The sequence below is a fragment of the Micromonospora sp. Mcm103 genome, from assembly GCF_024519755.1.
Lineage (GTDB): Bacteria > Actinomycetota > Actinomycetes > Mycobacteriales > Micromonosporaceae > Micromonospora > Micromonospora aurantiaca.
In genome coordinates, this window is record NZ_JALJRJ010000007.1 from 50,648 (window position 1) to 74,934 (window position 24,287).

Here is a 24,287-nt window from a genome sequence, read left to right on the forward strand (position 1 = left end):
GAGGAGCCCTGCGGGCTCGTTCGTGTGGCTCCTCGCGCCCACCAACTGCCCAAGGAGGGCACACCTATGACCACCACAACCACCCCGGATACCGGGGTTCCGGTGGGGCCTGGCCTGTCGATGTTCGACCCCATCTTCGTCGGCATCGACGAGTTCGGTCACCCCGTCTACATCACCCTCGCCTACCGCAACCTGCTCGCCGGAGGCGAACCCGGCGGAGGCAAGAGCGGTCTGCTCAACACCATCGCGGCTCACGCCGCTCTGTCCGTTGACAGCCGCCTGGTGCTGCTGGACGGCAAGCTCGTCGAACTCGGCCAGTGGGAGGACTGCGCCGACGCGTTCATCGGCCCCGACATCACCGCCGCCCTCGACATCCTCCGCCGACTCCAGCTGGTGATGAACAACCGCTACGCCTGGCTGCGCGCCCACGGCCGCCGCAAGCTCACCGCCGCCGACGGCCTGTCCGTCATCACCGTCCTCGTCGACGAAATCGCCTACTACAGCGCCACCGTCGGTTCGAAGCAGGAACAGGAAGAATTCGTCGCCCTGCTCCGCGACCTGGTCGCACGCGGCCGTGCCGCCGGTATCCCGGTGGTCGCCGCGACTCAGCGGCCGTCGTTCGACATCATCCCCACCAGCCTGCGGGACCTGTTCGGCTACCGGGCCGCGTTCCGCTGCACCACCCCGAACACCTCCAACATCGTGCTCGGGCACGGCTGGGCCGAGCAGGGCTACACCGCCACCGACATCGCCCCCACCAACCAGGGCGCCGCCTACCTCATCGCCGAAGGCGGCACCCCCAAGCGCATCAAAGTCGCCTACCTCACCGACGCCCAGATCGCGGGCATCGCGGACTACGCGGCCTGGATCCGCCGGCCCCGGCCGTTACCGGCCCTGATCCCGGACTTGACCCGGGTGGATTTCGAGGTGGCGGCATGACCACCCGCGAACAGGCCTACGCCAAGGCCAACAGCCAGCGTGCCGCCCGGTACGTCGAGATCTGGATCGTCGCCCAACCAGCGGAGATCGCCTCGATGGTCCAGGTCGCCTCGGCCAGCGGCCGACTCGTCTACCTCAGCCCACCCCAAGCCATGGGCGGCGACGACACCCGCCAACGCCGCTACCTGCGGCTACGCACCCGATAAATCGGCCGACAGGACCAGTAACCCGCCTGGCAGCAGAGCTGGTCCTGCCGACCTCCACCAACAGCCCCGAAAGGACGTGGCTGCCATGAAGGCTACCCAACACCCCACCACCGCAGCTCAGGTCACACCCGCTGACCTGCTGCGGATGGCTGCCCTCTACCTACGCCGGCACGGCTGGCACCAGGGCACCTACTACCCCCACACCACCGACACCCCGACCCCGCCGTCCTGCGCCGTCGGGGCCATCGGCATGGCCTGCACCGGACACCCGGTGCACCACTGGTACGACCTCGACACCGACGAGCGGATCACCTACCTCGCCGCCATCGCCGCGTTCGTCGACTACCTCGACGACTTCGCGCCGGTCTTCCACATCGACGAAGACGGCTACCTGCTCGACGAGCACATCTCCCCCTACTCCTGGAACGACGAGCCCGGCCGCACCGCCGAGCAAGTCATCACCGCCCTCGACGCGGCTGCCGACGAGTGGGACCGCCTCCACAACCAGGGAGGCGAGAACCGATGACCACCGTCAAGCACACCTTGACGCCGCGCATCCCTTCGCCACGTCGCCGGGATGTCGTCGAGAATGACGCCTTCGCCGCCTTCGCCCGGCGCATCATCCGCGCCCACGGCCGCCGCGTCGCTGACGGCGACGTCGAAGCCCTCCGCGACCTCGTCGCCCTCTCCGCCGACCTCGACCGCGCGATCGGCGAGGCCGTCATCGGCCTACGCCAGTTCGGCTACTCCTGGGCCGAAATCGGCCAGCGCCTCGGCATCTCCCGCCAAGCCGCCCAGCAGCGCTGGGGAGGCCAGTCATGACCGACCTGCGTTCTCCCGAGCTGGAGCAGCTCCCCGACCGCACCGGCATCCGGGTCGAGTTCTACGACCCGACCGGCACCCGCTACGGGTTCCCCACCTTCCCCTTCCACACCGCCCCGACCGGTTTGGCCACCCGCCGCCAGCTCCGCGCAGCCGGTCTTCGCCCCGGCGGACACGACCCCGTCGCCCAGATCCTCTGGCGACACCGCATGCACCGCCGGGTCGCCTACCTCTACCGCCTCGACCTCGCCGCACCCAAACGCATCGCCACCCCCGCACAGCGAGAGGCCATCGCCAAAGCCCTGCTCGCCCGGCGGACCTGCCGCCACTGCGGCCAGATCAAGCCCTATTACATCCCCCGCCGCTACGGCTGCTGCCTCGACTGCCACGGAGGCCACTGATGACCACCACCGCCGTCAACTTCGCCGCGCAGGAGCGGATGACCCCGGACGACTACGTCGTCACCGCCATCGCCCGGGACTTCGCCGCCCGAGGCGAACTGTCCTTCGAACGGTTCCTGTCCGGCTACTACGCCGAAAGCCTGCGCATCATCCACGACGCCCACCTCACCCAGTGCACCGCCGGACCCGACCAGCACTGCCCCACCTGCAACGGCATCCGCGTCGGCCTCGCCGGACTCGCCGCCGAACAGCACGCCGTCACCACCGGGCAGGTCACCCATGACCACTGACCGACCCACCGGTCCGCGTATCGAGGGCGTGGTCCTGGTGCTCATCCTCATCGCGGTTGCCGGGTTCGCCGGGGCCGCCTCCTTCACCCACGTCAAAGACTGGACCCTCGCCAACTCCCCTGACGGGACGGGTGCGTGGTTCGGCTGGGCCAACGCCGTCATCTCCGAACTGGTTCCCATCGCCTGCCTGCTGACCATCCGCCGACGCCGCCGCAGCGGCGCACCCATCGGCTACCCCCTGTTCCTGCTCATCGCCGCCGCCAGCCTCTCCCTCGCCGCACAACTCGCGGTCGCCAAACCCGGCATCTCCGGCTGGCTGCTCTCCGCCGTCCCCGCCCTGGCCTTCATGGCCCTGGTCAAACTCGTCCTCGCCCCGGCACCCACACCGAACCAACCCACCACCGCCCCGGCGGCTGCCCCGGCTGGACCCATCCGGGTTCAGGTGGCCGAGCAGGTCACCACCGAGCCGGTACCACCGGCTGCCATCACCCCGGCCGCCGAGCCGGAACCGGCCACCGCCCCGACCCCCACTCCGGCCACTGAGCCGGTGCCCGTCGCCGCACCGGCCGAGCCGGTCGACGTTCCCACTCACCTGCTGCCGATGGCGCGTTTCGCCGCCGTGCAGCACGAACAGGCCACCGGCCAGCCCATCACCCCGGCCGAGCTGGCCGACCGCCTCGACGTCACCCCACCGGTCGCCGGACGCCTCCTGGCCACCATCGGCGGTGGTGCCCGGTGAGCATCCACACCGTTGACGTCGTGCAGCTCCTGCACACCTGCCCGGCCGAGCCGGAGCCCCACCCCTACGACATCCGCCGGACCGTCATCGACGTCATCGACGGCGGACCCTGCCGCAACCCGGTCACCATCCGCTGCGGCGACACCGTCACCCAGATCCGCTGCGGCCGGCACGAACCGACCAAGCGCCAATGTGCTGCCTGCCGGATCGTCGTCATCGAACGCACCATCACCAACCTGCACCCCACTGACGGGGTGGCCGGTTGATGGCCTCGACGCTGGACCTCACCCCCCGCGCCTCCACGGCCCGGGGGGTGGGCTCGAACGCCGACACCATCGTCTACGGCTACACGGCTGCCGGGGCCGCGTTCGAACGCGCCACCCGACCCGACTACTTCGGCTGGCTGGAACACGTCCGCGCCGCCGCCGGCTGCACCCGCCCCATCCGCCTGTCCGGACAGATCCTCACCGTCGACGCCTCGACCGGCCGTGTCCTGGACTCCCGGCACACCGACGCGATGCCCGACGCCGCGATCTACACCGCCTGCGGCAACCGCCGCGCCACGGTCTGCCCCGCCTGCGCCCAGACCTACCAACGCGACGCCTTCCAACTCCTGCGCGCGGGTCTCGTCGGCGGCAAGGGCGTACCGGAATCGGTGGCATCGCATCCGGCGGTGTTCGCCACCTTCACCGCGCCGTCGTTCGGCACCGTCCACGCCCGGATCGTGAAGCGGCACACCTGCCGCAACCGACGCCGCTGCGACTGCCGCGCCGAACCCTGCCACGCCCGCCGCGACACCGGACTCTGTCCCCACGGCCGTCCGGCCGTCTGCTGGGCCCGCCACGAGACCGGCGACTCGGTGCTTGGGCATCCGTTGTGCCTGGACTGCTACGACCACGACCACCAGGTCGTCTGGAACATCTTCTCCGGCGAACTCTGGCACCGCACCAAACAAGCCGCCGAACGCTGGCTCGCGAAACTCGCCCAACGCCGCGGCATCCCCCGCGTCGAGGTGGTCACCGCCTCCGGCAACACGCGGAAAGTCGCCCCGGTGCGGCTGTCGCCCGGGAAGGTCGCCGAACTGCAAGCGCGGGGAGCGGTGCACTTCCATGCCATCGCCCGCCTCGACGGCGTCGACGGCCTGGACCCCGACAAGGTGGTGCCCCCGCCGGCCGGGTTCACCGTCGACGACCTCATCGACGCACTCCGGCACGCCGCCCGGCAGATCGCCTTTCACACCCCGCCCCACCCTGACCGGCCGGAGGGCTGGCCGATCGCCTGGGGCGAGCAGGTCGACTTGGAACCGATCGCCACCGACGGCCTCGGGGAGGTCACCGATGGGATGGTCGCGGGCTACCTTGCCAAGTACGCCACCAAAAGCACCGAGGCCACCGGGCACACCTCCACCCGACTGACCGCCGACACGATCGGGGACTACGCCGACCCCGACGGCGACCACACCGCCCGCCTCATCGACGCCTGCTGGCGCATCGGCCGACCCGTCCACACCCCGGCCCCACTCTCCGACCGGCCCCGGGAACCCCGGCCACGGCCCGGCTTCGTCGCCCGCTGGGAATGCCCCGACTGCGGCACCCACACCCGCTACGCCGCCTGCCCCACCTGCACGGCTGCGCGTCAAGCCGCCCTTGACACCCAACCGACGAAACCCGCGACGACCAACCCTTACGCCCGGCTGCGCCGATGGGCGCACATGCTCGGCTACGGCGGCCACTTCCTCACCAAAGCCCGCCGCTACTCCGTCACCTTCCGGCTCCTGCGCGACACCCGCGTCCAGTTCCGGCGCCACGAGCACCAGGACCACGAACACCCCGCCGCCAGCGGCCCGCCCGCCGAGCAGGTCGACGAGGACACGACGCTCATCGTCGGCACCCTCACCTTCGCCGGAATCGGCTGGCACACCTCAGGTGACGCCCTGCTCGCCAACACCGCCGCCGCTATGGCACGCGAACGACGAACCACCGGCCGCGAAGAACTCGCCCACGAACTCGCCAGTACCCCGGCCGGCATCGCGCCGGTTGCCGCCTGACCACCGCCCGACACACGAGGAAGGCCACCCGTTGGACACCCCGACCCCGATCACTCCTCGCGTGCTGCGCGTCGAGGAAGCCGCCCGAGCACTGGGCATCGGCCGCTCGCTCGTCTACGACCTCATCCGCTCCGGCCGACTGCGCTCCTTCAAGGTCGGCAGCCGCCGCCTCATCCCCGCCACCGCCATCGACGAAGTCATCACCACACTCACCGAGGAAGCCGCCTAATGCCCAGACAACCCACGCCCCGCCAACCCGCACGCCGCAACCCCAACGGCGAAGGCTCCATCTACCAACGCGCCAGCGACGGCCGCTGGGTCGGACAGGCATACGTCCTCACCACCGACGGCACCCGCAAACGCAAGTTCGTCTACGGCGCCACCTGGGAAGAAGCCCACGCCAAACTCGTCGAACTCAAGTCGAAATCGCAGCGCGGCATACCCGTGCCCGACCGGGCCTGGAAACTCGCCGACTACCTGCCCTACTGGCTCGCCGCCTACGTCACCGACCTCAAACCCACCACCGCACGCGGCTACGAAAGCGCCGTCCGACTGCACCTGATCCCGGCACTGGGCACCAAGCGCCTCGACGGCCTCCAGGTCCAGCACGTCAAGGCGTTCATGGACGACTTCCGCCGCAAATGCCTCTGCTGCACAAACGGGCTGGACAAGATCCGCCCGGCTGACCGGCGTTGCTGCTCGATGGGCAACTGCTGCCAGCGCTACCCCAGCGCTCGGCAGATCCAGTTCGTTCACGCCGTGCTGCGCAACGCGCTCCAACACGCCATGCGGGAGGAGCTGGTGTCGCGCAACGTCGCCAAGCTCGTCCGGGTTCCCTCCCCCCGGTACAAGGTGGGTAAGGGCCTGTCGGTCGACCAGGTACGCAAGATCCTTGCCGCCTCGTCGGGCCACCGGCTTCACGCGCTTTACGTCGTGGCGGCCACCATGGGCCTACGACGCGGCGAGCTTGTCGGTTTGCGGTGGTCGGACGTCGATCTAGACCAGGGCACCCTGAGGGTTCAGCAGACCGTCCAGCGAGTCGCCGGGACGCTTCACGTCCTGGACGCCAAGACCGAGGATTCCGAGGCGGTGTTGCCGCTGCCCGAGGTCACCTGGCTGAGGTTGTTGGAGCACCAGGAGCACCAGCAGGCAGAGCGGGCCGGTCTCGCCGAGGTCTGGGAGGATCACGACCTGGTCTTCCCCTCCGAGCGCGGTACTCCGATGGAGCCCACCAACCTCAGCCGATCATTCGCCCGGCTGCGTGAGACCGCCGGCCTGCCCGGTGTCCGGCTGCACGACCTGCGGCACACCGTCGTGTCCTTGCTGATGGAGCTGGGCGTCCCTCCGCACGTCGTGCAGGCCATCGCCCGGCACGCCGATGTGAAGGTCACGCTGAAGGTCTACGCGCACGCCAACCTCGACGCGATGCGTCAGGCGCTCGGCAAGCTCGACGGGCGGCTGTCGTGACCGCCGTTGCTGTCAGCGTTGCTGTCATCCGGCCAGATCGCAGCGGCTGCCGCCGCGAAATGCCTGATGGAATTGGAGCCCCCGGCCGGGATCGAACCGGCGACATCTCGCTTACAAGGCGAGTGCTCTGGCCAGCTGAGCTACAGGGGCGCGTGCGTCGCGCTCAGCATAGCGACTTGCCCCCGGAAATCCCGCCTCGCAGGGCTCCCGAGCACGGAAAACGTCGGTATCCCGACCGGTGCGGCCGATGGATCATCGCTCGGTCGCGCTCCCAGGCGGGAGATTGATGCCTCGCCGTGCCCGACTGACCGTTATGCGTATGCCGTCCATCCCACCCGGAGCGCTACGTCTTGGCACGATCGCGAAAGCCGTTTACGGTGCAGTGACACGGACGACACTCCGGTCGGCCTCGGCTGCCCTGAGCGACGACCCCGTTGGCCGGTGCCTTGGGCGCCGGTCGCTCCTTCACTCGGATCGTCCGGCACGTTCCTGCCGGTGAAAGGAAGCGCTCCATCATGGCTACGGTCACCTACTCGAAGGCGTCCCGGATCTATCCGGGCACCGAGCGCCCCGCCGTCAACCAGCTCGACCTCCAGATCGGTGACGGGGAGTTCCTCGTCCTGGTCGGTCCGTCCGGCTGCGGCAAGTCCACCAGCCTCCGGATGCTCGCCGGCCTGGAGGACGTCGACGACGGCGCGATCTACATCGACGACCGGGACGTCACCCACCTCCCGCCGAAGGCCCGCGACATCGCGATGGTCTTCCAGAACTACGCCCTCTACCCGCACATGACGGTGTACGAGAACATGGCGTTCGCGCTCAAGCTGCGCAAGACCTCGAAGTCGGAGATCGACCGGCGGGTCAAGGAGGCGGCCGGGCTGCTCCAGCTGGAGGAGTTCCTCAGCCGCAAGCCGAAGGCGCTCTCCGGTGGTCAGCGCCAGCGTGTCGCCATGGGCCGCGCGATCGTCCGCGAGCCGCAGGTCTTCCTCATGGACGAGCCGCTGTCGAACCTCGACGCCAAGCTGCGCGTGCAGACCCGTACCCAGATCGCCTCGCTGCAGGCGAAGCTGGGCGTCACCACGGTCTACGTCACCCACGACCAGGTCGAGGCCATGACCATGGGTCACCGGGTGGCGGTCATGCTCGACGGCGTGCTCCAGCAGGTGGACACCCCGCGGGCGCTCTACGACACCCCGGCCAACGTCTTCGTCGCCGGCTTCATGGGCTCCCCCGCCATGAACATCAAGACGGTGAAGCTGACCGAGCAGGGCGGCGCGTTCGCCGAGATGATCGTGCCGCTGACCCGCGAGCAGGTCCAGGCGGCCAGCGCCGAGGGCGGCGACGGCAAGGTCACCGTCGGCTTCCGGCCGGAGGACTGCGACCTGGTCAGCCCGTCCGAGGGCGGCATGCCGGTCGTGGTCGAGCTGGTCGAGGACCTCGGCTCCGACGCCAACGTCTACGGCCACGCCGCGCTGGAGGGCCACAACGAGCGGTTCGTGGTCCGCACCGACCGGCGCAGCATGCCGAACATGGGCGACACCGTGTTCGTCAAGCCGCGTACCGGCCGCAGCCACGTCTTCCACTCCGCCACCGGCGAGCGGATCTGACGTACGCGAGAAAGGGGCGGCCCGCCACGGCGGACCGCCCCTTCTTCGTACTCTCGATCAGACCTCGACGGACCGGCGGCGGGCGACCTCGGCGAGCGTGACCGCGGCGGCGACGCTGGCGTTGAGCGACTCCACGTCGGAGACCATCGGGATGCTGACGGTCAGGTCGCAGGTCTCGCCGACCAGTCGGGACAGCCCGCGCCCCTCCGAGCCGACCACCACGACGAGCGGGCCGACGGCGGCCTCCAGGTCGTACAGGTCGGTCTGTCCGTCGGCGTCCAGGCCGACCACGACGAAGCCGGCCTCCTTGCACGCCTTGAGCGACCGGGTCAGGTTGGTGACCTGGGCGACGGGCACACGCGCGGCCGCGCCGGCGCTGGTCCGCCAGGCGGTCGCGGTGATCCCGGCGGCACGCCTTTCGGGTACGAAGACACCCTGCGCGCCGAACGCGGCAGCCGACCGGATGACCGCGCCGAGATTGCGCGGGTCGGTGACGCCGTCGAGCGCGACGAGCAGCGGGGCGGCCTGTTCCAGCGCGGCGGCGACCAGGTCGTCGAAGGGCTCGTAGGCGAACGGCGGCACCTGGAGGCCGACGCCCTGGTGCAGCACCCCACCGGTCATCCGGTCCAGCTCGGCGCGGCTGACCTCGAGGATCGCGATCCCCCGGTCGGCGGCGGTGCGGACGATCTCCTTGACCCGGTCGTCGATGTCGATGCCATGCGCGGTGTAGAGCGCGGTCGCGGGCACCTGGGTACGCAGCGACTCCAGCACCGGGTTGCGCCCGACCAGCAGCTCCGGGCTGTCCTTCGCCGGGTTGGCCTTGCGGCCCGGCGCGACCCGGGGACCGCCCCGGCCGCCGGCCGGCTTGCCGCCCCGGCCCTTGGTCGTGGGGGTGCCTCGGCCACCGCCCTTGCCCCAGGTGGTGTCCTTGGTGCCGGGCTGACCGATCTTGGGCGCGCGCCCCTCCTCGGCGGCGGCGCGGCGCTCCTTGTCCTGCTTCCAGGCGGTGCGCTGGGGCAGCTTCTCCGTGCCCGAGTACGCCTTGTGCCAGGGCCGCTCGTCGGCGGGCAGCGTGCGGCCCCGCCCGGCGAGCGAGTCCTTGTTCTTGCCACCGGTGCCCTTGGGGGCACCCGCCTTCGGCGTCAGTCGCCGGCCACGGCGCTGCGAGTTGCCGGCCATCAGTCCTGCTCTCCAATAGTCCAACGCGGGCCCTGGGGGGTGTCCTCGACGACCACGCCGGCCTGCTTGAGCTGGTCGCGTACGGCGTCGGCGGCGGCCCAGTCCTTGCGGCCGCGGGCCTGCGCGCGCTGCTCCAGGGCCAGCGCGATCAGGGAGTCCACCACGCCGCGCAGGTCGTCCGTGCGGCCGCCGCCGGTCCAGGCCGGGTCCAGGGGGTCGACGCCGAGGATATCCAGCATCGCCCGGGTGGCGGCGAGCGTCGTGCGGACGGTCACATCGTCCGCGGCGGTGAGCGCGGTGTTGCCGTCGCGGACCACCTCGTGCAGCGCCGCGAGCGCCGCCGAGGTGTTGAGGTCGTCGTCCATCGCGGCCACGAAACCGGCCGGCAGGTCGCCGGGCCGGCCCGGACCGACCCGCTCGGTCGCCCGCTGCACGAAGCCCTCGATCCGCCGGTACGCCACGGCGGCCTCGCGGAGCGCGTCCTCGGAGTAGTCGATGCGGGACCGGTAGTGCGCGGCGACGTAGTAGTAGCGCAGCTCCACCGGGCGCACCCCGAGCGAGGCCACGTAGTCGAGGTCGAGCGTGTTGCCGAGCGACTTGCCCATCTTCGTGCCGCCGATGCCGAGCAGGCCGTGGTGCACCCAGTAGCGGGCGAACGGCAGGTCGGCGGCCTGCGACTGGGCGATCTCGTTCTCGTGGTGCGGGAACGTCAGGTCGAGCCCGCCGCCGTGGATGTCGAACTCGGGGCCCAGGTAGCGCCAGCACATGGCCGAGCACTCGATGTGCCAGCCGGGGCGTCCGCGGCCCCACGGCGACGGCCAGTAGGCGTCGGCCGGTTCGCCCGGCTTGGCGCCCTTCCAGAGCGCGAAGTCACGCGGGTCCCGCTTGCCCCGGTCGGGGGCGTCGCCGGCGGGCTGCATGTCCGCCGGGGACTGGCCGGACAGCGAGCCGTACGCGGGCCAGGAGGCCACGTCGAAGTAGACGTCGCCGGAGCCGTCGGTGGCCGGGTAGGCGTGGCCGGTCTCGATCAGCCGGGCGATCAGCTCGTGCATCTCCGGGATGTGCCCGGTGGCCCGCGGCTCGTACGTCGGCGGGAGCACGTTCAGCGCCCGGTAGGAGGTGGTGAGGATCTGCTCGTTCGCGTACGCGATCGACCAGAACGGCCGATCCTGCCCCATCGCCTTGGCCAGGACCTTGTCGTCGATGTCGGTCAGGTTGCGGATGAACGTGACCTCGAAGCCCTTGCTGAGCAGCCAGCGGCGCAGCACGTCGTAGTTGACGCCGGAGCGAAGGTGACCGATGTGCGGCGGGGCCTGGAGCGTGAGACCACACAGGTAGACCCCCACCTTGCCGGCTTCCCGCGGGACGAAGTCCCGCACCGATCGGGTGGCGGTGTCATACAGGCGTAGCGTCACCTCACAAGGGTAGCCGTCCGCACATTTCCGGGTTGGCCGGAGCCGGGTCGTACGCTGCGTGCTGTGGACACGGCGGCGCGCACGGGAGAGACGGCACAGACCCTGGACCGGGGCCTGCGGCTGCTGCACCTGGTCGCGGACGCGCCGGGCGGGCTCACCGTCACCGAGGCGGCGCACCGGCTGGGCATCGGCCGGGCGGCCGTCTACCGGCTGGTCGGCGCGCTGACCGGCCACGGGATGCTGCGGCGCGACGGCGAGGGCCGCCTGCGCATCGGCGTGGGTGTGCTGCACCTGGCCCGCCGCGCCCAGCCGCTGCTGGCCGAGGGCGCCCTGCCGGCGCTGCGCCGGCTCGCCGAGGGCACCGGGGCGACCGCCCACCTGACCGTGGTCGAGGGCGGCGAGGGGGTGGCGCTCGCGGTGGTCGAGCCGAGCTGGACATCCTTCCACGTGGCGTACCGGACCGGCACCCGGCACCCGCTGGAGCGGGGGGCCGCCGGCCGGGCGGTGCTGGCCGGGCGGGCCGGCGATCCGGGGCCGGTGAGCACCAGCGGCGAGCTCCAGTCGGGCGCGTACGGGGTGGCCGCGCCGGTGCTCGGTGTGCCGGGCCTGGAGGGCAGCGTCGGGGTGGTGTCACTGACTCCGCTCGACGTGGCGGACGTCGGCGCCCAGGTCACCGCCGCCGCCGAGGCGGTGGCCGCCGCGCTCTCCTGACCCGCGTGCCCTCGCCGGTCCTCGCGGGTCCTCACGCCGCGGGTCCTCACGCCGCGGGTCCTCACGCCAGATCGGCGAAGTGGCTGCATCAAACGGCCCGGATACCGCCACCTCCCCGAGATGGAGTGGATCATGCACGGGCCGAAGGGCTATAGCACGCGGACAAGGTGGTGCGGGGGTTGTCCACAGGGCGCGTAGGGCGGCACGGCTGCGGCTGTCCACAGGGGTTCCGATCTCGACCCGTGCGCCGCCACGCTCGTCACATGCCACCTCATCCTCATCGACCACCGGAGTTGGCCTGGCAGGTCTTCCGGGGCTCGGAAGCGATCCGGCGCGGGCTGCTGTCCCGGCATCATCTGCGCGGCGCGTCCTGGATCCGGCTCCGGCAGGACGTCTACGCCGACGCGCGACTCGACCGCGACCACGCGCTGGCCTGCCGCGCGGCGCTGCTGCGCCTGCCACCCGGCGCGGCGATCGCCGGTCCGTCGGCTGCCTACCTGCACGGGGTCGAGCACGCCGCGGGCTTCACCGACGACGTGCACGTCCTGCTGCCGACCACGGTCCGGGCCGACTCCCAGCCGGGTGTCCGGGTGCACCACGCCCCTATGTCGAGCACACGCAGTGGTCTCCTGGTCCCCGTCGGCGCCGCCGCACCCGCCGGCACGAGCCCACCCGCCGGCACGAGGTCACCCGCCGGCACGAGGTCACCCGTCGCGGCACACCTGGCGGCGGACCGCTCGTCTCCCGGCGCGGTGATGATCCTGGCCGGGCCGCCGCCCCGCACCGAGCCGGCCGCCTGCGCTTGGGAGACTGCGGTCTGGGCCGATCCGGTGGAGGCGGTCGGCATCATCGACGGGCTGCTGCGTACCGGTTCGGTGAACCGGTCGGCGCTGGCGAGCGAGGCGGCCCGGAACGCCTGTCGCCCCGGTGGGCGGCGGGCGGTCTGGGTGTTCGGCCTGACCGACGGGCTGGCCCAGTCCCCGCCCGAGTCCCACCTGCGGGTCCGTCTCGTCCTCGCCGGCCTGCCTCGCGCGGTGGCCCAGTATCCGGTGCGGGTGTCGACCGGGCTGATCCTGCACCCCGACCTGGCCTGGCCGGAGTTCCGGGTCGCTGTCGAGTACGACGGTCAGTGGCACTCCGACGCGGACCGGATGCACCTCGACCGGCGGCGGCTCAACCAGCTCGTCGCGGCCGGCTGGCTGGTGCTGCACGTGACCGGCCGCCGTCTGCGCAAGGAGTTCCCCGCACTGGTGCGGGAGATCCGCGCCGCACTGGTGGCCCGGGGGTGGCGGCCGTGACACCCGCCGGAACGCCGAGGTGGCGGCGTCCGGGACCACCGGACACCGCCACCTCGGGGAAACGGTCGTTACGGTCGAACGTTGGGCTTGACCGGGGTCTTCACCGCGGCGTAGGCGTCGACGATGCCGTAGCCGTAGAAGCCGTTGAAGTTCAGCGAGCCCGCGCAGTACGCGTCGAACTCGGCGTCCCGGCCCTCGTTGGTGTAGCTCTGCAGCCGCGGCTCCGGGCAGGCGTGCTCCGCCGCCGTCCGGTAGAGGTGCTGCTCGACCAGGTTCGGCGCCATGCCGTAGCCGTTGCGGCCCTCCTTCTTGCCGTGCTTGCTGACGATCAGCGCCGCCACGCCCGAGACGTGCGGGGACGCCATCGAGGTGCCCTGCAGGTAGGTGTAGTAGCCACACTCACCCTTGGCGGTGCACTGCTTGAACACCGAGTTCTCGAAGCCGGCGACGATGTCGCCGTTCTCGTCGACCGACCCCTCCTCCTGGAGCACCTTCTTCGGGTACGTGGAGAGGATCATGTTGGCGTCGGTGCGGTACGTGTCGGTGCCGAAGCCGTCGCGGAACCAGCCGCCCGGCGCCGCCACCGAGATCTGCTCGGTGCCGTAGTTCGAGTAGTCGGACTTCTTGCCGGACGGGCCGACCGCCGACACGCCGATCACGTGCGGGCCCTCGACCGGCAGGTCCCAGCAGGTCGCGTTGTCGATCGGGCGCGGGTACGGGTCCGCGCCGTAGTCCGGGCTGCTCACGTCGGTGCGCGGCGCGCCCAGGTCCTCGTGGTTGTTGCCGAGCGAGCCGACGAGCGTGACGCCCTTGCGGTGCGCGAAGTTCAGCGCCCGCTTCATGGCCTCGATGACGGTGCGCTGCTCGGCCTGCGCCTCCGGCGAGTCGGCCGGGTTGGCGGTGCAGTTGTAGAGCCACGGGTCGACGTAGAAGGACATGTTCACCACGTCCAGCCCGGACCGGCCCGCGTGCACCAGGGCGTTCACCACCGGGTTGAGGAAGAAGTAGCCGCTGTCCTGGCCACCCTTCAGCTCGACCAGGGAGACGTTCGGGGCCACGCCGGACAGGCCGAAGCCGTTGGCGGCGGCGCCGATGGTGCCTGCGACGTGCGTGCCGTGCCCGCCGTCGTCGGTGCCGACCGGGTCGAGGCAGCTCGCCACCTCGCACGGGCCGTCGACCTCGGGGATGTCCGGGGCGAAGTTGCGCGACAGCGCCCAGTTGAAGTTCGGCGCCAGATCGGGCTGGCTGGCGTCGACGCCGGTGTCCAGGATGCCGACGGTGACGCGGCGGTCGCCCGGCTCGATCTTGCGGGCCTTGTCGGCCCGGATCATGTCCAGACCCCAGAGCTTGTCGTCGAGCGGGTCCATCTTCTTGCCGTTGCCCTTGGCGGCCTTGCCCTTGGTCGCCGCGGCGGCCAGCAGGTGCTCCTGCTCGACCCGGTCCAGCTTCGGCTTGCGGCCGATCGCCTTCTCCTCGGCCGCGCCGACCAGCGCGCCGGCCGCGGTGGCCCGGCTGGCGAAGTCCGCCCGGTCGCTTCTGACCTGGAACAGGCCGACGTCGTCGGTGCGGGCGACGACCTTGCCACCGGCGGCGGTGATCGCGGCGACCGCGGCGTCGCTGGAGACGCCGCTCTCGGTCAGCACGGTGAAGGTCCGGAACTCCGACGGCGCGGCGTTCGCCGGGATGCTCAGGCCGGTCACCGTGAGTGCCAGCGAGGCCGCAGCCGCGACCGCGCCGACGGTGAAGCGCTTGCTCACCACATCAGATCCTCTCGTTGAGGGACGTGGTGTCATCCCACATCACGGGAGCGGGTTCCGCCAGATCGACGTCCGTTATCGGCGGCAACTAGGCATTCGCGCTCATCAAGGTGGCGAGCACCGTGGACAGTCCGGCGAGCGTGGCCACCTCGGCGTCCGGTTCGAGGCCGCGCGGGCGGGGCAGCCCGGCCCGGTTGAGCCAGACCGCGCGCAGCCCGGCCCGCTGGGCGGCGGCCACGTCGTGCTCCGGCGAGTCGCCCACGTGGACGATGCGCGCGGCGGGCAGCCCGGACGCGGCCACCACCGCCGCGAAGAACTCCGGCGCCGGTTTCTTGGGCAGGCCGCCCTCGTGCGCGTACAGCTCGAAGGCGAACTGCCCGGTGAGGCCGCAGCGTTCGGCGCGGCTGTTGCCGTTCGTGGCGAAGCCCAGCACGTGGTGCGGGCGCAGCGCCGCCAGCGCGGGCAGCACGTCCGGGAAGGGGCGGCTCAGCGCGTACCGGCGGGCGAAGAACAACGCCGCGAACTCGTCCAGGTCCGCCTCCAGCCCCGCTCGGGCCAGCGACCGGGTCAGCGCGGCTCGCCGGATCTCCTGCACCGGGGCGGCGCCGAGCGCGCCGAAGGCCGCACCCCAGTCCCCCTCCAGGTCCGCGAGCACCACACCGGCCGCCGCCGGGGTCCGCCGCCGCATCTCGTCGAGTACGGCGACGAGCGCGCCGGTGACCGCCGGGCGCAGGTCGACGAGTGTCTCGTCGGCGTCGAAGACGACGGCGCCGCGTGGCCCGCTCATCGGTCGCCGGTCAGCACCGGCTCGGCCGGCGCCGTCGCCGGCGCCGATGGTGTGCCGCGCAGTTCGTCGGCCCGGACCAGGGCGACGCCGCCGAGGATGAGCACGCCGCCGGCCAGCTGGATCAGGCTGGGCAGTTCGTCGAGCACCAGCCAGGCGATCAGCACCGCGAACATCACCTCGGTGAGCCCGACGAAGGAGGACAGCCGCGCACCGAGCAGCCGGGTGCCGGCGACCCCGGCGAGGTACGCGACCACCGCGGCGATGAGCGACAGCCCGGCGATCGGCACCAGCCAGCTCACCTGGTGCCCGCCGAAGGTGACGTCGGAGGTGCCGGCCGCGAGCGGCAGCGCTCCGATGCCACCGAGCAGGAGCAGCGCCAGCGCGCCGACGGCCATGCCGCCGCTGGCCATCACGACCGAGGGCAGGCCCGCGTCGATCCGGCCGGCGATGACGAAGTATCCGGCGAGTCCCACGCCCGCGCCGAGGCCCCAGAGCACGCCCACCGGGTCGAGTCGTCCGGCGCCGGTGAGGTCGAGGACGAGCACCAGCCCGCACAGGGCGATGATCGAACCGGCCACAGTGAGCAGCCGGGGGCGCTGCCCGTGGACCAGCCACATCCATCCGACCACGAGCACGATGCCGAGGTATTCCAGCAGCAGCGCCACGCCGACCGGGAGGTAGCGGACCGCGTTGAAGAAGCACGCCTGCGCCGTGGCCACGCCGAGCAGCCCGAACAGCACGACGGTGCCCGCGTTGCGGCGCAGCACCGCCCACCTGCCGCGCAGTGCCAGCACAGCGGGGACGGCGAGCACCAGCGCGGCGATGCCGACCCGGGCGATCACCACGGCGACCGCCGACCACTCACCGGTGATCAGCGGGCGGGCGAAGGTGCCCGAGGTGGCGAACGTGATCGCGGACAGCAGTGCCAGGCCGAGCCCGACGCTTGACCGTTCCCGCATCGGCATCTCCCGGTCATGAGTGAAGGAAGGTTATGCTGATGACGCTAGGCGTAGCCTCCGACAGGAGTCAAGTTGCTTTTCGCTCATGACACCGAATGCGCGCTGGTCGGCGCCGCCGCGCTGGTGAACACCGTCTGCGAGGGGCGGGAAGGGCTACCCGACGTGACCGCCCTGGACACCTTCTTCACCGCCTACGGGTGGAGCGGCCGGTACGAGCACACCGACGCCGAACTGCGCCAGGTCCGCGCGCTGCGGCCCCGGCTGCGCCGCATCTGGTACGCCGACATCGACGAGGTGGTGGCGATCGTCAACGCGCTGCTGCGCGAGTCGCACGCCCTGCCGCAACTCGTCCGGCACGACGACGAGCCGTACCACGTGCACGCCGTGCCACAGGACGCACCGCTGGCGACCCGGATGGCGGTCGAAGCCGCGATGGCGATGGCCGACCTGGTCCGGATGGGCGAACTGAGCCGGCTGCGGCACTGCGACCACCCCGACTGCGACAACGTGCTGGTCGACCTGTCCCGCAACCGGTCCCGCCGGTTCTGCGACGCCGGTTGCGGCAACCGGGCCGCGGTGAGCGCCTACCGAGCCCGCAGGGCCGCCGCGTCCCACTCCTGACGCGTCCCGGGCCAGGCGTCGCGGCGCAGCTCGTACTCCACCTCGCCGTGCTCCGTACCCGGGATCGGGTCGTCGAAGGCCAGGTGGAACGTGCGGACGTAGCGCAACCCCGCGCGGGCCATGACCGCACGGGAACGGTCGTTCACCGCCATCGTCTGGGCCCACACCCGGCGGACGCCGACCGTGTCGAACGCGTGCCGCACCAGCGCCCGCGCGCCCTCGGTGGCCAGCCCGTGCCCCCACGTCGCGCGGCGCAGCCGGTAGCCCAGCTCCGCCTCGGCGCCGTCGTCGGACGGGTCGAGCGAGTGCCAGCCGAGGAACTCGCCGGTGAACCGGTCGAGCGTCGCCCAGCGGCCGAGCCCGGGATGCCTGTCGTACTGCGCGAGCACGCGGGGCAGCACCTCGTCCCGGAACGTCCCGGCCGGGGTCGGCACGCCGCCCGTCAGGAAACGCATGACCTCCGGGTCGGCGTCCAGCGCCACCAGCCGGTCCACATCGTCCGTCGTGAACCGGCGCAGCGTCAGCCGCGCGGTCTCCAGCAACACGCCACCGTCGTCACGCACCGTCGGATCATGCCGCGCCCCCTGTGACGGGTCGAGGCAATTACCGGCGCCGGCTCAAGGGTGGGTCATCCGGAGCAGGTCCAGCGCCTCGTCCAGCTGGGTCTCGGTGAGCTTGCCCGAGTCGACGTGCCCCCGGGCGATCACCACCTCGCGGATGGACACCTGCTTGGCCAGCGCCTCCTTGGCGATCGAGGCGGCCTCGTCGTACCCGAGGTGGCGGTTGAGCGGGGTGACGATCGACGGCGAGCCCTCCGCGTACGCCAGGCAGACCTCGGCGTCCGCGACCAGGCCGGCCACCAGCCGCTCGGCGAACAGCCGGCTGGACGCGGCGATCAGCTTGATCGACTCCAGCAGGTTGCGGCCCATCACCGGGAGCATCACGTTCAGCTCGAAGTCGCCCTGCGACCCGGCGAAAGCCACCGCCGCGTCGTTGCCGACCACCTGGGCGCAGACCTGCCGCATCGCCTCGGCCACCACCGGGTTCACCTTGCCCGGCATGATCGACGACCCCGGCTGGAGGTCGGGGATGCGCAGCTCACGCAGCCCGGCACGCGGGCCGGAGCCCATCCAGCGCACGTCGTTGGCGATCTTGTAAAGACCGACCGCGATGGTACGGAGCTGGCCGGACGTCTCCACCAGCGCGTCCCGGGCGCCCTGCGCCTCGAAGTGGTTGCGCGCCTCGGTCAGCGGCAGACCGGTCGACTCCCGCAGCTTGCCGATCACCCGGTCCGCGAAGCCCAGCGGCGTGTTGATGCCGGTGCCGACGGCGGTGCCGCCCAGCGGCAGCTCGGCCAGCCGGGGCAGCGCCGACTCCAGCCGCTCGACGCCGTAGCGGACCTGCGCCGCGTACCCGCCGAACTCCTGCCCGAGCGTGACCGGCGTGGCGTCCATCAGGTGGGTACGCCCGGCCTTGACCACCGTCTCGAACTCGGCCGCCTTCTCCTCCAGCGCGCCCGCGAGCTGCTTCAGCGACGGGATCAGATCCTCCACCACGAACTGGGTGGCGGCCAGGTGGATCGAGGTGGGGAAGACGTCGTTGCTGGACTGCGACGCGTTGACGTGGTCGTTCGGGTGCACGTCCCGGCCCAGCTCGCGGCTCGCCAGGGTGGCGATCACCTCGTTGGTGTTCATGTTGGACGAGGTGCCGGAGCCGGTCTGGAACACGTCCACCGGGAACTGGTCGTCGTAGCCGCCCTCTGCGACGTGCGCGGCGGCGGTGGCGATCGCCTGCGCCACGTCCGCGTCGATCACCCCCAGCTCACCGTTGACCAGGGCCGCCGCACCCTTGATCTGCGCCAGGGCCTTGATCTGGGCCGGTTCCAGCCCGCGCCCCGAGATCGGGAAGTTCTGCACCGCGCGCTGGGTCTGCGCCCGCCACAGCGCCTCGGCGGGCACCTCCACCTCGCCCATCGAGTCGCGTTCGATCCGGTAGCCGGTCGCCTCTGGAGTCGTCACGCCTACCATCCTGCCGCGCCTCCCGGCGGTGTGCAGGGAAAGTGGCGCGGCCCTCAGCCCAGCTCGGCCAGCAGCTTCTCCGTGTCCCGCTGGTCCGGCGACTCGACCTGACGGAACAGCGCCAGCGCCCGCGCGGCGTACCGGCGGGCCTGGTCGCCGTCGGTGTGCGGCAGGCAGCGGGCCATGCCGTCGAGCGCACGGGCCTGTTCGTAGCGGGCACCGAGCCGGGTGGCGTCGCCGAGCACCCGGCGGTGCAGGTCCAACGCGCTGGCGACGTCTCCCTGATCCAGGATCGCCCGGGCCAGCATGTTCCGGGACGCGCACTGTCCGACCAGGTCCCCGGCGTCGGTCATGGCCACGAGCGCCTCCCAGTGCAACGCGCCGGCCGCTTCCGGCCGGCCCTCCTCGCGTTCCATCATGCCCAGCTCGTTGAGCAGCTCGCCCTCGCCGTAGCGGTTTCCCACCCGGCGTTTGAGCCCCAGGCCGGCGTGCAGCAGGCGACGCGCGGGCCGGTGCTCCCCACGCCGGTGCCGCACCATCCCGAGATGGCCGATCGCGTTGCCGAGCTGCCGCAGGTCGCCGACCTGCCGGGCCAGGGCCGCCTGGTACCGGCACATCCGCAGGGCCTCGTCGTAACGGCCGCGCGAGATCAGGGCGAACGCCACGTTGTTGAGCGCGTTCGCCAGCGTCAACGGGTCACCGGTCCGGCGGGCGAGGGCCAGGGCCGATTCGAACATCTCGGACGCCTGCCCGGCCCGCCCGTCGAGCGCGTACGCCGTGCCGAGGTTGCCGAGCACCTTCCGCAGCTTGTCCGACCGGCCGAGCCTCCGGTAGAGGCCCGCCACCGCCTCCAGCCGCCCGATCGCCTCGGCGAACCGCGCCCGGCGGTAGTCCGCCGAGGCGAGATAGTTGAGCATCGTCGCCACGGCCTCCTCGTCGCCCAGACGCTCGGCGGCCCGCAGACCGATCTGATGTGTCTCGATCAGGTCGTCGAGGTGACCGCCGTAGAAGTTGCTGACCCAGCCGACCCGGGCCAGCAGCCAGCTCTGCCTGAGGAAACCCTCGTTCTCCGTTAGCCGGACAAGCGCCGTCAGAGTCGAGCGGTTCTCGTCCAGCCACGGCCGGCCGAGAGCCGCCGTGGCCGCCACCAGGTCGGGCAGCACCGGCGCCGGCAGGTCGAACAGGGACTGCTCGGACCCGGTCTCCAGCGACCGGCCGATGGACGCGGTGACCTGAAGGTGGAAGTCGACGAGGCGGCCCAACGCCGCCCGCCGCTCACTGGCGGTCTCGCGTCCCGCGCCGAGGGTGCGCGCGTACTCCCGGATCAGGTCGTGCAGCCGGTAGCGGCCCGGATCCACCTCCTCCACGAGGTGCGCGTCGACCAGCTCGTCGAGCGCGTCCTGGGCCTCCGGCAGCGGCAAATCGGCGAGCGCGGCCGGCACCCGGTTGTCGATGCGGTGGCCCGGGTGCAGCCCGAGCAGCCGGAAGACCCGCTGCGCGCCCGGCGACACCTGCTCGTACGACAGCGCGAAGGCGCGGGCCACCGAGCGCTCCCCGGCCACCAGCTCGGCCAGCGGGTCGGACGCGCCGGCCAGCCGCTGCGCCAGGTCGGCCACCCGCCAACGCGGCCGGTGCGCCAGCCGGGCCCCGGCCAGCCGCAGGGCCAGCGGAAGGTGCCCGCAGCGGCGGGCCACCTCCGCCGCCGCCTCGGGCTCGGCGGCCACCCGCTCCGCGCCGGCCACCCGGGCCAGCAGCTCGACCGCCTCGTCGGCGTCGAGCACCGGAAGAGAGGACGGGCGGCCCGAGTCCAGGCCGACCAGACGACGTCTGCTGGTGATCAGCACCAGGCAGTCCGGGCCGTTCGGCAGCAACGGCGCCACCTGGCCGGCCTCGGCGGCGTTGTCGAGCACCACCACGGCCCGCCGGCCGGCCAGCTCGGACCGCCACATCGCCAGCCGGTCCGCCAAATCGGCCGGCACCCGCTCGGCCGGCACGCCGAGCTGCCGGAGCAGGGTGGCCGCCGCCGAGGCGGTGCTCAGCGGGCTGCGTTCGCTGTGCCCGTACAGGTCGACGAAGAGCTGCGCGTCTGGGAACCGGCCGGCGACAGCGGTCGCCACCTGAACGGCGAGCGCGCTCTTGCCGCTGCCCGCCATGCCGTCGATGAGCTGGACCCGGCTGCCCTCCTCGATCTCCCGCACCAGCCGGGCCACCGTCTGCTGCCGCCCGGTGAAGTCGCTGATCGTACGCGGCAGCGCGCGTACCGGTGTGGTCGCGCGGCTCTCCGGCCCACTCAGCGCCAGGTCGCCGGCGAGGATCCGCTGGTGCAGCGCCTGCAACGCCGCGCCGGGCTCGATGCCCAGCTCCTCGGCGTACATCTGCCGTCCCTCCCGGTAGACGGCGAGGGCGTCGGCGTGGCGGCCGACCGCCGCGAGGGCCAGCATCGACTGCCCGCGCAGTCGTTCCCGCAGCGGGTTGCGCTCGACCGCCTCGGTCAGCTCGTCGATCAGGTCAGCCGCCATGCGCAGCCGCAGCTCGATGTCGACGCAGTCCTCCAGCACGGCCAGTCGCTGCTCGTCCAGCGCCCGGGCCCGTTGCCGCACACTGCGGGCGGGAATGCCGGCCAGCGCCGGACCACGCCACAGCGCCAGAGCAGCCCGGTAGTGCTGACGGGCCTCGGTCAGCCGGCCGGCGGCGGCGTTCCGGCGGGCCGTCTCCACGGTGCTCGCGAACACCTCGGCGTCGAGGTCACCCGCCTCGACCCGGATGGTGTAGCCGGCCGGGTCGGTGACGATGGTCCCGGCCGGCAGCCCGAGCCGCACGAACCGCTGCCGCAGGCGCGACACACAGCTCTGGAGCTGGGTACGCGCGGTGGCCGGTGGGCGCTCCCCCCAGACGGCGTCGACCAGATCGTCGACCGGCACCACCCGTCCGGGGCGCAGCAACAACACGGCGAGCACGGTCCGGTCCCGCCCCGCGGTGACTGTGGCTTCACCGCCACCGACCCGCAGGGGCCCCAGGATCCCGAACCGCATCCGCGCTCCCGCCTGTCATGAGCAACATTCAGCAGAGTAGCCCCATGATCACCGGGCGCTGCGCGGAGGCGATAGCGATTCGATAGCGGATCGGCAGCGATCTCACCCAGACTTGCGCCCGGGCCGCCGGTGACGACAGGAAAAGGGGGACGGTGCGCCCGTCGGGGTCACGCTGACGGACGCACCGTTGTCGGAAGCCGGCGCACACGCCGAGGGGCGCTCGGGATCTCTCCCGGGCGCCCCTGGTGTACGTCTGACGTCAGCGCCGGCCGACGGTGAGGACCGGCTTGGTGACCTCGGCGAAGAAGTCGTTGCCCTTGTCGTCGACGACGATGAAGGCGGGGAAGTCCTCCACCTCGATCTTCCAGACCGCCTCCATGCCCAGCTCGGCGTATTCGAGCACCTCGACGTGCTTGATGCAGTCCTGCGCGAGGCGGGCCGCCGGGCCGCCGATCGAGCCGAGGTAGAACCCGCCGTGGGCCTGGCAGGAGCGGGTGACCTGGGCGGACCGGTTGCCCTTCGCCAGCATCACCATCGAGCCGCCGGCCGCCTGGAACTTCTCCACGTACGCGTCCATCCGGCCCGCCGTGGTGGGGCCGAACGAGCCGGAGGCGTAGCCCTCGGGGGTCTTGGCCGGCCCGGCGTAGTAGACCGCGTGGTCGCGCAGATATTGCGGCATCGGCTCGCCCGCGTCCAGCCGCTCGGCGATCTTCGCGTGTGCGATGTCCCGGGCCACGACCAGCGGGCCGGTCAGCGACAGCCGGGTCTTCACCGGGTACTTCGACAGCTCCGCGCGGATCTCGTCCATCGGCCGGTTCAGGTCGACGCGGACGACCTCCTCGGTCTCCAGCGTCTCGTCGGTCACGTCGGGCAGGTAACGCGCCGGGTCGGTCTCGAGTCGTTCCAGCCAGACGCCCGACGGGGTGATCTTCGCCACCGCCTGCCGGTCGGCCGAGCAGGAGACCGCGATCGCCACCGGGCAGGAGGCGCCGTGCCGGGGCAGCCGGACCACCCGTACGTCGTGGCAGAAGTAGCGCCCGCCGAACTGCGCGCCGATGCCGAAGTTGCGGGTCAGCTCCAGCACCTCGGCCTCCAGCTCGAGGTCACGGAAGCCGTGCGCGCTCATCGAGCCCTCGGTGGGCAGCGCGTCGAGGTACTTCGCGGAGGCGTACTTCGCGGTCTTCAGCGCGTACTCCGCGGAGGTGCCGCCGATGACGATCGCCAGGTGGTAGGGCGGGCAGGCCGCGGTGCCGATGAGCCGCAGCTTCTCCTCCAGGAACTGCATCATCCGCGTGGGGTTCAGCAGCGCCTTGGTCTCCTGGTAGAGGTAGGACTTGTTGGCCGAGCCGCCCCCCTTGGCCATGAACAGGAACTTGTACGCGTCGGCGTGGCCGTCCGGGTCTTCGGCGTACAGCTCCACCTGGGCGGGCAGGTTGCTGCCGGTGTTCCGCTCGTCCCACATGGTCAGCGGGGCGAGCTGCGAGTAGCGCAGGTTGAGCCGGGTGTACGCCTGGTAGACGCCGCGCGAGATCGCCTCCGCGTCGGTGCCGTCGGTGAGCACGTGCCGGCCGCGCTTGCCCATCACGATCGCGGTGCCGGTGTCCTGGCACATCGGCAGCACACCGCCGGCCGCGATGTTGGCGTTGCGCAGCAGGTCGAGCGCGACGAAGCGGTCGTTCGGCGAGGCCGCCGGGTCGTCGATGATCGCGCGGAGCTGAGCCAGGTGGGCCGGGCGCAGGAAGTGGGCGATGTCGTGCATCGCCTCGGCCGTCAGCGCGGTCAGCGCGCCCGGATCCACGGTGAGGAACCGGCGGCCTCCGGGGCCGTTGACGACGTCCACGCCCTCGTCGGTGACCAGGCGGTATTCGGTCTGGTCGGGACCGGTCGGCAGCAGGGGTGCGTACGAGAAGGCGGCGGCACTGCTCATGACCGAAAAGCCTAGGGCAGAGCCGTCGATCGGTGGCACCCGCAGGTCGGTCCTGGGACGACCCT

24 protein-coding genes and 1 tRNA gene are annotated in these 24,287 nt (G+C 71.8%); 15 read left to right on the forward strand and 10 right to left on the reverse strand.

Annotation, left to right across the window (positions count from 1 at the left end; translation table 11 throughout):
* The first annotated feature begins 66 nt into the window (after positions 1 to 66).
* The 11 genes from OC439_RS11155 to OC439_RS11205 all read left to right on the forward strand — a co-directional run bounded on the left by OC439_RS11155 (position 67) and on the right by OC439_RS11205 (position 6,911).
* Positions 67 to 939, forward strand: a complete 873-nt coding sequence (locus OC439_RS11155; RefSeq protein WP_262013338.1) for an FtsK/SpoIIIE domain-containing protein — start codon at positions 67 to 69, stop codon at positions 937 to 939.
* Positions 936 to 1,145, forward strand: coding sequence for a hypothetical protein (locus tag OC439_RS11160; RefSeq protein WP_262013339.1), 210 nt, complete (start codon positions 936 to 938; stop codon positions 1,143 to 1,145). Before OC439_RS11155 ends, OC439_RS11160 begins: the two co-directional genes overlap by 4 nt.
* An 85-nt stretch (positions 1,146 to 1,230) precedes the next feature.
* On the forward strand, positions 1,231 to 1,671 hold the full coding sequence (locus OC439_RS11165) for a hypothetical protein (RefSeq protein ID WP_262013340.1): 441 nt from the start codon (positions 1,231 to 1,233) through the stop codon (positions 1,669 to 1,671).
* Positions 1,668 to 1,967: a hypothetical protein gene (locus OC439_RS11170; RefSeq protein ID WP_262013341.1), complete on the forward strand. Its 300-nt coding sequence runs from the start codon at positions 1,668 to 1,670 to the stop codon at positions 1,965 to 1,967. Before OC439_RS11165 ends, OC439_RS11170 begins: the two co-directional genes overlap by 4 nt.
* On the forward strand, positions 1,964 to 2,368 hold the full coding sequence (locus OC439_RS11175; RefSeq protein WP_262013342.1) for an RRQRL motif-containing zinc-binding protein: 405 nt from the start codon (positions 1,964 to 1,966) through the stop codon (positions 2,366 to 2,368). The genes OC439_RS11170 and OC439_RS11175 overlap by 4 nt, the downstream gene beginning before the upstream one ends.
* Positions 2,368 to 2,658: a hypothetical protein gene (locus OC439_RS11180; RefSeq protein ID WP_262013343.1), complete on the forward strand. Its 291-nt coding sequence runs from the start codon at positions 2,368 to 2,370 to the stop codon at positions 2,656 to 2,658. Before OC439_RS11175 ends, OC439_RS11180 begins: the two co-directional genes overlap by 1 nt.
* The gene (locus OC439_RS11185) at positions 2,648 to 3,397 is read left to right on the forward strand and encodes a hypothetical protein (RefSeq protein WP_262013344.1); all 750 of its coding nucleotides are present in this window, start codon (positions 2,648 to 2,650) and stop codon (positions 3,395 to 3,397) included. The genes OC439_RS11180 and OC439_RS11185 overlap by 11 nt, the downstream gene beginning before the upstream one ends.
* Positions 3,394 to 3,663: a hypothetical protein gene (locus OC439_RS11190; protein WP_262013345.1), complete on the forward strand. Its 270-nt coding sequence runs from the start codon at positions 3,394 to 3,396 to the stop codon at positions 3,661 to 3,663. The genes OC439_RS11185 and OC439_RS11190 overlap by 4 nt, the downstream gene beginning before the upstream one ends.
* Positions 3,663 to 5,444: a replication initiator gene (locus OC439_RS11195; RefSeq protein WP_262013346.1), complete on the forward strand. Its 1,782-nt coding sequence runs from the start codon at positions 3,663 to 3,665 to the stop codon at positions 5,442 to 5,444. The genes OC439_RS11190 and OC439_RS11195 overlap by 1 nt, the downstream gene beginning before the upstream one ends.
* A 61-nt stretch (positions 5,445 to 5,505) precedes the next feature.
* A complete protein-coding gene (locus tag OC439_RS11200; RefSeq protein WP_262013347.1) occupies positions 5,506 to 5,673 on the forward strand; it encodes a helix-turn-helix domain-containing protein in 168 nt (55 codons plus the stop codon).
* Positions 5,673 to 6,911, forward strand: coding sequence for a tyrosine-type recombinase/integrase (locus tag OC439_RS11205; protein ID WP_262013348.1), 1,239 nt, complete (start codon positions 5,673 to 5,675; stop codon positions 6,909 to 6,911). Before OC439_RS11200 ends, OC439_RS11205 begins: the two co-directional genes overlap by 1 nt.
* 73 nt (positions 6,912 to 6,984) lie before the next feature.
* On the opposite strand, the gene OC439_RS11210 is transcribed toward OC439_RS11205, so the two are convergent.
* Positions 6,985 to 7,061: transfer RNA gene (locus tag OC439_RS11210), tRNA-Thr, on the reverse strand.
* Between the two features lie 365 nt (positions 7,062 to 7,426).
* Between OC439_RS11210 and OC439_RS11215 the strand changes: the two genes are divergently transcribed.
* Positions 7,427 to 8,518 (forward strand): ABC transporter ATP-binding protein, encoded by a 1,092-nt coding sequence (locus OC439_RS11215; RefSeq protein WP_262013349.1) that lies wholly within the window; start codon positions 7,427 to 7,429, stop codon positions 8,516 to 8,518.
* A 57-nt stretch (positions 8,519 to 8,575) separates the two neighbouring features.
* On the opposite strand, the gene rlmB is transcribed toward OC439_RS11215, so the two are convergent.
* The gene (gene rlmB, locus OC439_RS11220; RefSeq protein ID WP_262013350.1) at positions 8,576 to 9,697 is read right to left on the reverse strand and encodes a 23S rRNA (guanosine(2251)-2'-O)-methyltransferase RlmB; all 1,122 of its coding nucleotides are present in this window, start codon (positions 9,695 to 9,697) and stop codon (positions 8,576 to 8,578) included.
* Complete coding sequence (cysS, locus tag OC439_RS11225; protein WP_262013351.1) at positions 9,697 to 11,112, reverse strand: cysteine--tRNA ligase; 1,416 nt, start codon at positions 11,110 to 11,112, stop codon at positions 9,697 to 9,699. Before cysS ends, rlmB begins: the two co-directional genes overlap by 1 nt.
* Before the next feature lie 63 nt (positions 11,113 to 11,175).
* Here cysS and OC439_RS11230 point away from each other — a divergent pair, with 63 nt between their 5' ends.
* Both OC439_RS11230 and OC439_RS11235 read left to right on the forward strand, forming a co-directional pair.
* A complete protein-coding gene (locus tag OC439_RS11230; RefSeq protein ID WP_047891141.1) occupies positions 11,176 to 11,823 on the forward strand; it encodes an IclR family transcriptional regulator in 648 nt (215 codons plus the stop codon).
* A 263-nt stretch (positions 11,824 to 12,086) separates the two neighbouring features.
* Positions 12,087 to 13,121 (forward strand): endonuclease domain-containing protein, encoded by a 1,035-nt coding sequence (locus tag OC439_RS11235; protein ID WP_262013352.1) that lies wholly within the window; start codon positions 12,087 to 12,089, stop codon positions 13,119 to 13,121.
* Between the two features lie 68 nt (positions 13,122 to 13,189).
* Here the strand turns inward: OC439_RS11235 and OC439_RS11240 are convergent, their stop codons facing one another.
* The 3 genes from OC439_RS11240 to OC439_RS11250 all read right to left on the reverse strand — a co-directional run bounded on the left by OC439_RS11240 (position 13,190) and on the right by OC439_RS11250 (position 16,624).
* On the reverse strand, positions 13,190 to 14,878 hold the full coding sequence (locus OC439_RS11240) for a S8 family serine peptidase (protein ID WP_262013353.1): 1,689 nt from the start codon (positions 14,876 to 14,878) through the stop codon (positions 13,190 to 13,192).
* 88 nt (positions 14,879 to 14,966) lie between these two features.
* Positions 14,967 to 15,665 carry an HAD family hydrolase gene (locus tag OC439_RS11245; RefSeq protein WP_262013354.1) on the reverse strand — a complete coding sequence of 233 codons (699 nt, stop codon included), beginning with the start codon at positions 15,663 to 15,665 and terminating at the stop codon, positions 14,967 to 14,969.
* The gene (locus tag OC439_RS11250) at positions 15,662 to 16,624 is read right to left on the reverse strand and encodes an EamA family transporter (RefSeq protein WP_262013355.1); all 963 of its coding nucleotides are present in this window, start codon (positions 16,622 to 16,624) and stop codon (positions 15,662 to 15,664) included. The genes OC439_RS11245 and OC439_RS11250 overlap by 4 nt, the downstream gene beginning before the upstream one ends.
* 72 nt (positions 16,625 to 16,696) lie before the next feature.
* Here OC439_RS11250 and OC439_RS11255 point away from each other — a divergent pair, with 72 nt between their 5' ends.
* Entirely contained in the window at positions 16,697 to 17,245 is a 549-nt protein-coding gene (locus OC439_RS11255) for a CGNR zinc finger domain-containing protein (protein ID WP_262013356.1), read from the forward strand.
* On the opposite strand, the gene OC439_RS11260 is transcribed toward OC439_RS11255, so the two are convergent.
* The 4 genes from OC439_RS11260 to OC439_RS11275 all read right to left on the reverse strand — a co-directional run bounded on the left by OC439_RS11260 (position 17,209) and on the right by OC439_RS11275 (position 24,222).
* Positions 17,209 to 17,808: a GNAT family N-acetyltransferase gene (locus tag OC439_RS11260; protein ID WP_262013357.1), complete on the reverse strand. Its 600-nt coding sequence runs from the start codon at positions 17,806 to 17,808 to the stop codon at positions 17,209 to 17,211. The genes OC439_RS11255 and OC439_RS11260 overlap by 37 nt on opposite strands.
* 54 nt (positions 17,809 to 17,862) lie before the next feature.
* The gene (locus tag OC439_RS11265; protein WP_262013358.1) at positions 17,863 to 19,272 is read right to left on the reverse strand and encodes a class II fumarate hydratase; all 1,410 of its coding nucleotides are present in this window, start codon (positions 19,270 to 19,272) and stop codon (positions 17,863 to 17,865) included.
* Between the two features lie 44 nt (positions 19,273 to 19,316).
* Positions 19,317 to 22,295: an AfsR/SARP family transcriptional regulator gene (locus tag OC439_RS11270; RefSeq protein ID WP_262013359.1), complete on the reverse strand. Its 2,979-nt coding sequence runs from the start codon at positions 22,293 to 22,295 to the stop codon at positions 19,317 to 19,319.
* A 259-nt stretch (positions 22,296 to 22,554) separates the two neighbouring features.
* Positions 22,555 to 24,222, reverse strand: coding sequence for a fumarate hydratase (locus OC439_RS11275; RefSeq protein WP_013288918.1), 1,668 nt, complete (start codon positions 24,220 to 24,222; stop codon positions 22,555 to 22,557).
* Positions 24,223 to 24,287 lie beyond the last annotated feature (65 nt).

Excerpts from the sequence above, each read along its gene's own strand:
- OC439_RS11180 (WP_262013343.1), top strand. The coding sequence starts at position 2,368 with ATGACCACCACCGCCGTCAACTTCGCCGCGCAGGAGCGGATGACCCCG.
- OC439_RS11175 (WP_262013342.1), top strand. The coding sequence starts at position 1,964 with ATGACCGACCTGCGTTCTCCCGAGCTGGAGCAGCTCCCCGACCGCACC.
- OC439_RS11155 (WP_262013338.1), top strand. The coding sequence starts at position 67 with ATGACCACCACAACCACCCCGGATACCGGGGTTCCGGTGGGGCCTGGC.
- OC439_RS11160 (WP_262013339.1), top strand. The coding sequence starts at position 936 with ATGACCACCCGCGAACAGGCCTACGCCAAGGCCAACAGCCAGCGTGCC.
- OC439_RS11235 (WP_262013352.1), top strand. The coding sequence starts at position 12,087 with ATGCCACCTCATCCTCATCGACCACCGGAGTTGGCCTGGCAGGTCTTC.
- OC439_RS11265 (WP_262013358.1), bottom strand. The coding sequence starts at position 19,272 with ATGGTAGGCGTGACGACTCCAGAGGCGACCGGCTACCGGATCGAACGC.
- OC439_RS11205 (WP_262013348.1), top strand. The coding sequence starts at position 5,673 with ATGCCCAGACAACCCACGCCCCGCCAACCCGCACGCCGCAACCCCAAC.
- OC439_RS11245 (WP_262013354.1), bottom strand. The coding sequence starts at position 15,665 with ATGAGCGGGCCACGCGGCGCCGTCGTCTTCGACGCCGACGAGACACTC.
- OC439_RS11275 (WP_013288918.1), bottom strand. The coding sequence starts at position 24,222 with ATGAGCAGTGCCGCCGCCTTCTCGTACGCACCCCTGCTGCCGACCGGT.
- OC439_RS11215 (WP_262013349.1), top strand. The coding sequence starts at position 7,427 with ATGGCTACGGTCACCTACTCGAAGGCGTCCCGGATCTATCCGGGCACC.
- OC439_RS11195 (WP_262013346.1), top strand. The coding sequence starts at position 3,663 with ATGGCCTCGACGCTGGACCTCACCCCCCGCGCCTCCACGGCCCGGGGG.
- OC439_RS11250 (WP_262013355.1), bottom strand. The coding sequence starts at position 16,624 with ATGCGGGAACGGTCAAGCGTCGGGCTCGGCCTGGCACTGCTGTCCGCG.
- OC439_RS11270 (WP_262013359.1), bottom strand. The coding sequence starts at position 22,295 with ATGCGGTTCGGGATCCTGGGGCCCCTGCGGGTCGGTGGCGGTGAAGCC.
- OC439_RS11170 (WP_262013341.1), top strand. The coding sequence starts at position 1,668 with ATGACCACCGTCAAGCACACCTTGACGCCGCGCATCCCTTCGCCACGT.
- OC439_RS11165 (WP_262013340.1), top strand. The coding sequence starts at position 1,231 with ATGAAGGCTACCCAACACCCCACCACCGCAGCTCAGGTCACACCCGCT.
- rlmB (WP_262013350.1), bottom strand. The coding sequence starts at position 9,697 with ATGGCCGGCAACTCGCAGCGCCGTGGCCGGCGACTGACGCCGAAGGCG.
- OC439_RS11185 (WP_262013344.1), top strand. The coding sequence starts at position 2,648 with ATGACCACTGACCGACCCACCGGTCCGCGTATCGAGGGCGTGGTCCTG.